Here is a 9,281-nt window from a genome sequence, read left to right on the forward strand (position 1 = left end):
CGCGTCTATCAAGCAAGGGTGGCTTGACCCCGCGCCAGTCCTTCCGCGACGTTCACCAGCGCCGCCACCAGCGGCGACACGGGCTCGCGGTTCGGCAGCACCAGCCCGACCGCGTGAACCTCCTCCGGCTCCACGATCGGAATCGCCCGCAGCCTAGGCGTCAGCCCGAAGATCTGCGCCAGCTTCTCCGGCAGCACGCAGGCCCAGCGCCCGGTCTGCACATGGCTGACCAGCACGACGATCGAGTTGCTCTCCAGCGTCGGCCGCAGCTCGGTCCCGGCATTGCGCAGCAGCCGGTCGAGGATCCGCCGGTTCTGCATGTCCGGCGTCAGCAGGCAGAGCGGAATCTGGCCGACCTCCGCCCAGCTCACCTGCTCGCGCCGGCCGAGCGGCGCGTCCGCCGCGGTCAGCAGCCGGTAGCGCTCGTCATAGAGCGGCACCACCCGGTTCTTCCCGATCGGCTCGTTGTCGATATAGGTCACCCCCGCATCGACCTCGAAATTGTCGAGCCGTCGCAGCACCTCGTTCGACGTGCAGGACTGGATCGAGAACCGCACCGCCTCGTGCTGCCGGCGATACGGCGTGGTCAGTTCCGTGATGGTGGCGAGCGCGGTCGGAATTGCGGCGATCCGCAGCAGCCCGTTGAGCCCGCGCTTGAGGGCGCGGATATCGGCGCGCATGGCATGCATGTCGCCGACGATCCGCCGCGCCCATTCGAGCACCCGCTCGCCTTCCGGAGTGAACCCCTGGAACCGCGACGAACGCTCGACCAGCGGCATCCCCAGCGCCTCCTCGAGCGAGCGGATGCCCGCCGAGAAGGTGGGCTGGGTCACGCCGCAGCTTTCGGCGCCGCGGCCGAAATGCTCCTCCCGCGCCAGCGCGAGCAGGTATTCGAGCTTGTCGATCACGCGCCGTCGGCCACCAGCACCAGCCGCCCGGTCACATCCCCGGCCTTGAGCCGATGGATCGCCGCGTCCGCCTCGCGCTGCGGCACGGTCTCGATCTGCAGCTTCGGCAGCGCCCCGCCCTGGGCGAGATCCACCAGCTCGCGCAGATCGCCCGGCGTGCCGACGAAACTGCCCTGCAACGTCAGCGCCCGCATCGGCATGAAGGGCAGGGGGATGTTCAGCTCGCCGCCGAACAGCCCGACCATGATCAGCTTGCCGCCCTTGGCCAGCGCCGCATGCGCCGCCTTCGCCGTGCCCGAGCCGTTGACGAGGTCGATGATCGCCTCCGGCTGCCCGCCGCACGCCGCGATGATCGCCTTGTGCAGCGCCGGGTCGTTGCCATCCACCACCGCGGTGGCCCCCGCCGCCAGCGCCGCCTCGCGCTTCCTCGCACTGGTATCGACGCTGACGATCGCCTTGTGCCCGAGCGCGCGCAGCACCGCGATCGCCGAAAGCCCGAGCCCCCCCGCGCCGATCAGCACCACCGGCGTGTCCGCCGGCAGCGGCATCACCTTGCGGATCGCGGCATAGACGGTGATGCCCGAACACGCATAGGTCGCCGCCAGCGCCGGATCGAGATCGCCGGGGTCGACGAGGTGCCCCGCATGCGCCGCGATCACATGGGTCGCGTAGCCGCCATGCTGGTAGATGCCGAGCGAGCGCTGCTTCGCGCAGAGATTGTCCTCGCCCGCCTTGCACCGCGCGCATTCGCCGCAGCCGACCCAGGGATACACGATCCGCACATCCCCCACCTTCACCCCGCTCGCCTCCGGCCCGAGCTTCACCACCCGGCCGACGATCTCGTGGCCGAGCGCCAGCGGCAGCGTGATCCCGCGCTGCACGATCTCGTAGCGCCCGGCGCTGCCGAGATCGTAATACCCGTCCCAGAGATGCAGGTCGGAATGGCAGACGCCGCAATGCGTCACCTCCAGCAAGATCTCCCGCCCCGTCGGCTCCGGCATCGGCAGGTCGATTTCCTTCAGCGGCGCCCCGTTCTCGACAACGGCCCAGGCTTTCATCGTGGCGGACATTCCGGTCTCCCTTTTTGCTCCGCGCGAGTATCGGGTGGATCGCGCGGTTCAGGCAAGCCGGGCAGGCCGGAAGGCGAGGGGGATCAGCCCTGCGCCGGCGCCGCTTCCTGCCGTGCCAGGATCACCCCGGCGAGATAGAGCGAGCCGCAGACCAGCACCCGCTTCGGCGTCCCGTCCGCGGCGAGGCGCCGCAGCGCGGCCTCCACATCCGGCCCCGCCGTCGCAATCCCGCCCGACGCCTCGATGATCGCCTCGACGGGCAGGGCCAGATGCTGCCCCGGCTCGACCACCGCCTGCACCGATGCCGCCTGCGGCAGCAGGATGCGCAGAAACTCCGCCACGTCCTTGGCCTGCTTCATCCCGACGACGAGATGCGTCGGCCCCTCCCAGCCGGCCAGAACCTCGGCCAGCGCCTGCGCCCCGCCCGGATTGTGCGCGCCGTCGAGCCAGAGTTCCGACCCCGCCGGCAGCAACGAGGCCAAGGGCGGCCCAAGGCGCTGCAACCGCGCCGGCCATTCCGCCGCCGCCATGCCGCGCGCGAAGGCGGCCTGGTCGAGCCCGAACCCGCCGGCGCGCAGGGCGGCGATGGCGATGCCGGCATTGTCGAACTGGTGCGCGCCGGGCAGGGCGGGGCGGGGCAGCTCCAGCCGCCCCTCCTCGTCCTCATACACCGCGCCCTCGCCCTGCTTCATGATCCGCCACTGCCGCCCGCGCGCGGCGAGCGGCACCCCGGCCGCCTTCGCCCGCGACTCCAGCACGGCCAGCACGTCCGGCGTCTGGAACCCGGTCACGGCCCGGCTGCCCGGCTTCATGATCCCGGCCTTCTCGGCGGCGATCACGGTTTCCGTCTCGCCGAGGAACTCGCGGTGATCGAGCGAGATCGCGGTGATCGCGGCGGCGGCGGGCGGCGGGATCACGTTGGTCGCATCGAAGGTGCCGCCGAGCCCCACCTCGATGATCGCGATCTCCGCCGGCCGTGCCGCGAACAGCACGAAGGCGGCGGCGGTGATCGCCTCGAACACGGTGATCGGCGCGGCGTCGTTCACCCGCTCGACCTCGTCGAGTGCTGCGTCCAGCTCGTCGTCGCTCACCAGCGCGCCGGCAAGCCGGATGCGCTCGTTGAACCGCACGAGATGCGGCGAGGTATAGACATGCGCCCGCAGCCCCGCCGCCTCGGCCATGCCGCGCAGGAAGGCGCAGACGCTGCCCTTGCCGTTGGTCCCGGCGACATGAATGGTCGGCGGCAGCCGCCGCTCCGGATGGCCGAGGGCTTCGAGCAGCCGCTCCAGCCGTTCCAGCCGCAGGTCGATCAGCCGCGGATAGAGCGCGTGCAGCCGCTCGATCCGCGCGTCGATCCGGCTCGGTGCCGGTGCCGGGGCCGGCGCCGCCCCGCTCACGCCGCCTCTGCGTCCGGCCGCCCCACCTTCAGCAGGCCGAGCAGCCGCCCGAGTGTCGCCGCCAGCTCGCCGCGCGCGAGCACCATGTCGACCATGCCGTGTTCGAGCAGGTATTCGGCGCGCTGGAAGCCTTCTGGCAGCTTCTCGCGGATCGTCTCCTCGATCACCCGCGCCCCGGCGAAGCCGATCAGCGCGTTCGGCTCGGCGATCTGGATATCGCCCAGCATCGCGAACGAGGCGGTCACCCCGCCGGTGGTCGGGTCGGTCAGCACGACGATATAGGGCAGCCCCGCCTCGCGGACCATCTGCACGGCGATGGTGGTGCGCGGCATCTGCATCAGGCTCACCGGCCCTTCCTGCATCCGCGCCCCGCCCGAGGCGGTGAAGACGATCAGCGCCGCCTTCTGCAGCACCGCGAGCCGGGCGGCGGTGACCAGCGCCTCGCCCATCGCCGCGCCCATCGAGCCGCCCATGAAGCGGAAATCCATCGCCGCGACCACGGCCCGGTGCCCGCCCACCGTGCCATGCGCCACCAGCACGGCGTCCTCCATGCCGGTCTTCCGGCGCGCGTCGGCCAGGCGGTCGGGATATTTCTTGCGGTCATGGAACTTCAGCGGATCGGCCGGCACCTTGGGCAGGTCGATCCTCTGGAACGCGCCGCCATCGAAGGTCCAGGCCAGCCGCTCGGCCGCCGTCGCCCGCATGTGGTGCCCGCAATGCGGACAGACCTTCAGGTTGTTCTCGAGTTCGCGGTGAAAGATCATCTGCTGGCAGGCGCTGCACTGATGCCAGAGATTGTCCGGCGCCTCCTTGCGGCCCAGCAGGGTGCGGATGCGCGGGCGGACGAATTCGGAAAGCCAGTTCATGTCGGGCCGGTCAGAAAATGCTGTTGATCAGGTCGTCGCCGAGGCCGAACCCGGCCCCCATCGCGATCGCCCGGCCGAAGCCCGAATTCAGGAACCCGCCGAGCAGCCCGCCGCCCTGCTGCTGCGGATAGGCCGGCGGATAGCCCTGCTGCGGATAACCCTGCTGCGGGTATTGCGGCGGCGGCGGCGGATACGGCGCCTGCTGCGGCGCCCCCCAGGGCTGGGACGCTGGCTGGGCGGCCGGCTGCGTCTGCGGCACCGAGGCGGCGGGCACCGCCGCCGGCTGGTTGGCCACGAAATTGTGAAGCGCCTGGAGCAGCCCGCCGACCTGATTCTGCTCCGCCTGGATCGCGAGCGCGACCTCGCGCAGGTCGAGCAGCCATTCCCGCGCGTCCTGGTTCCCGGCGTCGCGCGCCGCCTGCAGCTTCTGCGCCAGCGCCTTCAGCTGGCCGGCGGTCTGCTGCGCCTGGGCCTGCAACTGGTCGTATTGCGAATCGATCGTCTGGATATCCATGGCCTCGGTCCTTCCGCGTAAGCCCCCCATATAGAAGCTGCGTCCCGAAAAGTCAGGCCGCCGCCCGCCCGCCGCGCCAGGTCCGGCACGCCTCGCCGAAGGCGGCGAACAGCCGCTGCCGGTCCGGCGCCTCCATCACCGCCCATTCCGGGTGCCACTGCACGGCGATGGCGAAGCCCGCCGCCCCCTCGACCCGCACCGCCTCGATCGTCCCGTCCGGCGCCACCGCCTCCACCGCGAGCCCCGGCGCCAGCCGGTCGATCGCCTGGCCGTGCAGCGAATTCACCATGATCGTCTCCGCCCCGCAGATATGCCGCAGCGCGCCGCTCAGCCGCACCTCGTGCTTGAGCGCCATCTGCTCGGCCCTCGTGCCGTTGCCGGCGCGGTGATCGAGCCGCCCCGGCAGGGTATGGACCTGCTGGTGCAGCGTGCCGCCGAGGGCGACGTTGAGCTCCTGCAACCCGCGGCAGATGCCGAGGACCGGCATCCCGCGGGCGAGGGCGGCGCGGATCAGCGGCAGCGTCGTCGCGTCGCGGTCGGCGTCGTGCGCGTCCGGCGTCTCGTCATTGGCGACGCCGTAGCGTGCCGGCATCACGTTGCTCGGGCTGCCGTTGAACAGGATGCCGTCCAGCCGGTCGAGCACGGCGATCATCTTCTCGCCTTCCGGCGGGATCAGCAGCGGCAGCGCGTCGCTGGCCGCGATCACCGCCTCGCCGTAGCGCGCCGGGGTGGCGTGCTGGTGGTGGTTGCCGATGAACTTGGTGCAGGCGGGAATGCCGATGATGCTGGGCATGTTGTCCTCGTCAGGGGCGTGTCAGGTCAGGCGTTGCGGTCGGAAGGCGGCGGCGAGTGCGGCGAGCACCGCGCAGGCGAACATGGCGAAGGCCATCGGCCGGGCGGTGCCGTCGGCGAAGGCGCCGACCAGCGCGCCGGTGATCGCCCCGCCGAGATACTGCCAGGTGCCGAGCAGGGCCGAGGCCGAGCCCGCATGCGCCTGGTGCCGGGAGAGGGCGGCGACCAGCGAGCTCGGCAGGCTGAGCCCGTAGCTCGCCTGGCAGATGAACAGGCCGGCGATGATCGGCAGCGGCCCGCCGCCGCGCAGCGCCGCCGCCACCAGCACGATCGTGCCGCACACCAGCGCCGCGACCGCGGCGGAAATCACCGGCCGCAGCCCCGCCCGCGCCACGAGATGCGGGTTCCACTGGTTGAACCCGATATAGATCGCCGCGTTCAGCCCGAACAGCAGCGCATAGGAAATCGGGTCCCAGTGGAACTCGCCGATGAACACGGCCGGCGTGCCGGCGAGATAGGCGAACAGCGCGCCGATCGCGAAGGTCCCGGTCAGCGCATGGGTCAGGAAGCCGCGCTCGGCGGAAATCTGCCCGTAGCGGATGATGATGGTGCGGAACCCCACCGTGCTGCGCCGCGCGAGCGGCAGCGTGTCCGGCAGCCGGAACCACACAAGCCCGATCGCGACGATCCCGTAGAGCGTCGCCAGCGCGAAAATCCACCGCCACGAGCCGAACGCGATCACCGCGCTGCCGAGAATGGGGGCGATGATCGGCGCCACGCCCATCACCAGCATCAGCCGCGAGAACAGCAGCGCCGCCGCCGGCCCGTCGGCGATGTCGCGCACCATCGCCCGCGGCACCACCACCGCGGCCGAACCGCCGAAGGCGGCCACCAGCCGGAACGCCGAGAGCGAGGCCGTGTTCCACGCCAGCGCGCAACCGATCGAGGCGAGGGTGTAGAGCGCGAGCCCGAGCAGGATCGGCAACCGCCGCCCGGCCCGGTCCGAGAACGGCCCCTGCGTCATCTGCCCCGCGGCGAGCCCGGCGAAATACGCCGCGAGCGTCAGCCCCGGCCCGGCCGGGTCGTGGAACTGTCGCGCGATGGTCGGGAAGGCGGGAAGATACATGTCGACCGATACCGGCCCGATCGCGATCAGGAATCCGAGCAGCAGCGGCAGGCGCCGGCTGGTCGCCAGATCCGGCGCATCGGCGGCAACGGCGCTTTGTGCGGATGACATTGCCTCACCATAACCCGGCCGCGAATCCCGGCAAACGCCCCGCCGGCGCAATCCTGCCGGGCGCCGGCGATCTGGATCAGCCCGCCCCGCGCAGGGGGCAGCCCGCCCCGCGCAGGGATCAGCCCGTCCCGTGCAGGATCGTCGCCGCGAGATAGACGGCAAGCCCGACCCCGAGGGCGACGATCATCCCCGCCAGCGCGAGGTCGAGCCGGTCGCTCTCCGGCGCGCGGGCGTCCTCGTCGATGATCGCGCGCCGGTTGCCGACGAATCGCAGCATCGCCGCCGCCACCATCATCGCGCCGGCGACGATCAGCGCGATCCCCACCGCGTCGGACGCGAGCGTCCCCGAGACGGTGAACTTCCGCCCCAGCGACTGCCCGGCCACCTGGAGAAAGAGGTTGAAGCGTTCGACCAGGAAGCCGAACGCCATCACCGCGATCGCGGTGCGCACCCAGGCGAGGAAGGTGCGCTCGTTCGCCGCGTGGTCGCTGAACCGCGGAACGGTCACGCCGCCCGCTTGGCCACCTCTTCCGGCGACATGTGGACGAGCGCGGTATAGTCCGCGATCAGCGTCTCGGTGATCTTCCCCGGCGTGAAGGTCAGCTCGCCGATCTGGCGCACCGGCGTCACCTCGGCGGCGGTGCCGGCGAGGAACACCTCGCTCGCCTTCGCCATCTCCTCGGGCTTGATGTGCCGCTCATGCACCGGAATCTGCCGCGCGCGGGCCAGCGCCATCACCGTGCGGCGGGTAATGCCGTCGAGGAAGCAGTCCGGCGTCGGCGTGTGCAGTTCGCCGTCGATCGCGAAGAAGATGTTCGCCCCCGTCGCCTCGGCGACATGCCCGTCGAGGGTGAGCATCAGCGCGTCGTTGAACCCCTCCGCCTCGGCCGCGTGCTTCGAGAGCGTGCCGATCATGTAGAGCCCGGCGGCCTTCGAGGCGGTCGGCGCGGTGCGCGGATCGGGCCGGCGCCACGGCGCCATGCCGAGGGTGATGCCCTTCATCCGGTCGTTGCCGAACAGGTTCGGCCACGGCCAGGCGGCGATGGCGAGGTGGATCTTGGTCTGCTGGGCGGAAACCGCGAGCATCTCCGAGCCGCGCCAGGCGATCGGGCGGATATAGGCGTCGGTCAGCCCGTTCGCCTTCAGCACCTCGTTGCAGGCGGCGTCGATCGCATCGGCGCTGAAGGGAATGTCGAAGCCGAGCAGCTTGCCCGACTGGATCAGCCGGTTGGTATGGTCGCGCAGGCGGAAGATGTTCCCGCCATACGACCGCTCGCCCTCGAAGACGGCGGAGGCGTAATGCAGCCCGTGCGTCAGCACGTGCAGCTTGGCGTCCCGCCAGGGGCGCAGCTCGCCGTCCCACCAGATCATGCCGTCGCGGTCGTCAAACGGAATCAGACTCATCGCCTCGCGTCCTCTTTCATGTCGGTCCCCTCTGCCGAGGAACCCGGAACCATAATTTGTCCGCGGCCGATGGCCAAGCGATGATTGCCGGAGAGCAGGATTGACGTTTTGGCGGCGGTTGCGGCCCGCCCGCGCAACGGTTCTTGCAGGAAAGCCATAAATCCTGTCTTATCACAGCGTCCCCGCTTCAGTATGGGCAAGGGAGCCATGCACGAAAAACCATCCCAGCCCGGCACGGCCGCCGGCCTCCTGTTCCTGCGCGAGGAAGAGCTTCGCCTCGCCCAGGACATGATCTTCTTCGCCAACCGCGACCTCGTGGCCGCGGCCGACGCCATCCTTGCGGAAATCGGCTTCGGTCGCGCGCATCACCGGACGCTGCATTTCATCGGCCGCAATCCCGGCCTGCCGGTGGGCGAGCTGCTTCACATTCTCGGGATCGCCAAGCAGAGTCTCGCCCGCGTCCTCGGCCCGCTGATCCGCGACGGCTATGTCGAGCAGACCCCCGGCCGGGCGGATCGCCGCCAGCGCCTGCTCAGCCTCACCCCGGCGGGTGCCGCGCTGGAGCGCAAGCTCTTCGAGGCCCAGCGCGAGCGCCTGATCGCCGCCTTCCGCGAGGCCGGCGGCCCCGCCGTCGAGGGCTTCCGCAAGGTGTTGCGCGGCATGATGAAGGAAGAGGCCCGCGCCTATCTCGACCGGGCCGAGGCCGCGCGCAACGCGCGCCGATGAGCGCCACCGCCGCCCACATCCTGCTGGTCGACGACGATGCCCGCCTGCGTGCGCTGATGCAGCGCTACCTCGTCGAGAACGGCTTCCGCGTCACCGTCGCCGAGAGCGCCGCCGCCGCGCGCGAGACCCTGCGCGTGGTCGACCCCGACATGATGGTGCTCGATGTCATGATGCCCGAGGAAACCGGGCTCGAACTGATCGAGTCGCTGCGCGCCGACCGCGCGCCGGACCTGCCGATCCTGCTGCTCACCGCCCGCGGCGCGCCGGAGGACCGCATCGCCGGCTTCGAGGCGGGGGCGGACGACTATCTCGGCAAGCCGTTCGACCCGCGCGAGCTGCTGCTGCGCATCCGCGCCATGCTCCGCCG

11 protein-coding genes are annotated in these 9,281 nt (G+C 70.9%); 2 read left to right on the forward strand and 9 right to left on the reverse strand.

The genetic code is table 11. The annotated features are described in order from the left end of the window. Positions 1–8: 8 nt before the first annotated feature. The 9 genes from APM_RS07960 to APM_RS08000 form a co-directional block, all read right to left on the reverse strand. Complete coding sequence (locus APM_RS07960; protein WP_007422852.1) at positions 9–908, reverse strand: LysR family transcriptional regulator; 900 nt, start codon at positions 906–908, stop codon at positions 9–11. Next, positions 905–1,978 (reverse strand): alcohol dehydrogenase, encoded by a 1,074-nt coding sequence (locus tag APM_RS07965; RefSeq protein WP_007422851.1) that lies wholly within the window; start codon positions 1,976–1,978, stop codon positions 905–907. Before APM_RS07965 ends, APM_RS07960 begins: the two co-directional genes overlap by 4 nt. Positions 1,979–2,061: 83 nt before the next feature. After that, positions 2,062–3,375, reverse strand: a complete 1,314-nt coding sequence (locus tag APM_RS07970) for a folylpolyglutamate synthase/dihydrofolate synthase family protein (RefSeq protein ID WP_007422853.1) — start codon at positions 3,373–3,375, stop codon at positions 2,062–2,064. Then, the gene (accD, locus tag APM_RS07975; RefSeq protein WP_007422854.1) at positions 3,372–4,241 is read right to left on the reverse strand and encodes an acetyl-CoA carboxylase, carboxyltransferase subunit beta; all 870 of its coding nucleotides are present in this window, start codon (positions 4,239–4,241) and stop codon (positions 3,372–3,374) included. The genes APM_RS07970 and accD overlap by 4 nt, the downstream gene beginning before the upstream one ends. 10 nt (positions 4,242–4,251) lie before the next feature. Continuing rightward, complete coding sequence (locus APM_RS07980) at positions 4,252–4,755, reverse strand: hypothetical protein (protein WP_007422855.1); 504 nt, start codon at positions 4,753–4,755, stop codon at positions 4,252–4,254. Between the two features lie 52 nt (positions 4,756–4,807). Then, complete coding sequence (locus APM_RS07985; RefSeq protein ID WP_007422856.1) at positions 4,808–5,548, reverse strand: gamma-glutamyl-gamma-aminobutyrate hydrolase family protein; 741 nt, start codon at positions 5,546–5,548, stop codon at positions 4,808–4,810. Positions 5,549–5,569: 21 nt separating this feature from the next. Continuing rightward, positions 5,570–6,784 (reverse strand): multidrug effflux MFS transporter, encoded by a 1,215-nt coding sequence (locus APM_RS07990; RefSeq protein ID WP_011941819.1) that lies wholly within the window; start codon positions 6,782–6,784, stop codon positions 5,570–5,572. A 118-nt stretch (positions 6,785–6,902) separates the two neighbouring features. Further along, on the reverse strand, positions 6,903–7,292 hold the full coding sequence (locus APM_RS07995; RefSeq protein WP_007422858.1) for a YidH family protein: 390 nt from the start codon (positions 7,290–7,292) through the stop codon (positions 6,903–6,905). Next, positions 7,289–8,188: a branched-chain amino acid aminotransferase gene (locus tag APM_RS08000; RefSeq protein ID WP_007422859.1), complete on the reverse strand. Its 900-nt coding sequence runs from the start codon at positions 8,186–8,188 to the stop codon at positions 7,289–7,291. The genes APM_RS07995 and APM_RS08000 overlap by 4 nt, the downstream gene beginning before the upstream one ends. A gap of 207 nt (positions 8,189–8,395) precedes the next feature. Between APM_RS08000 and APM_RS08005 the strand changes: the two genes are divergently transcribed. Both APM_RS08005 and APM_RS08010 read left to right on the forward strand, forming a co-directional pair. Beyond that, positions 8,396–8,914 (forward strand): MarR family winged helix-turn-helix transcriptional regulator, encoded by a 519-nt coding sequence (locus APM_RS08005; RefSeq protein ID WP_007422860.1) that lies wholly within the window; start codon positions 8,396–8,398, stop codon positions 8,912–8,914. Further along, positions 8,911–9,281, forward strand: a 371-nt coding sequence (locus tag APM_RS08010; protein ID WP_007422861.1) for a response regulator transcription factor, incomplete at its 3' end; no start/stop codon positions are given. The genes APM_RS08005 and APM_RS08010, both read left to right, overlap by 4 nt.

The sequence above is a fragment of the Acidiphilium sp. PM genome (genome assembly GCF_000219295.1).
Taxonomy (GTDB): domain Bacteria; phylum Pseudomonadota; class Alphaproteobacteria; order Acetobacterales; family Acetobacteraceae; genus Acidiphilium; species Acidiphilium multivorum.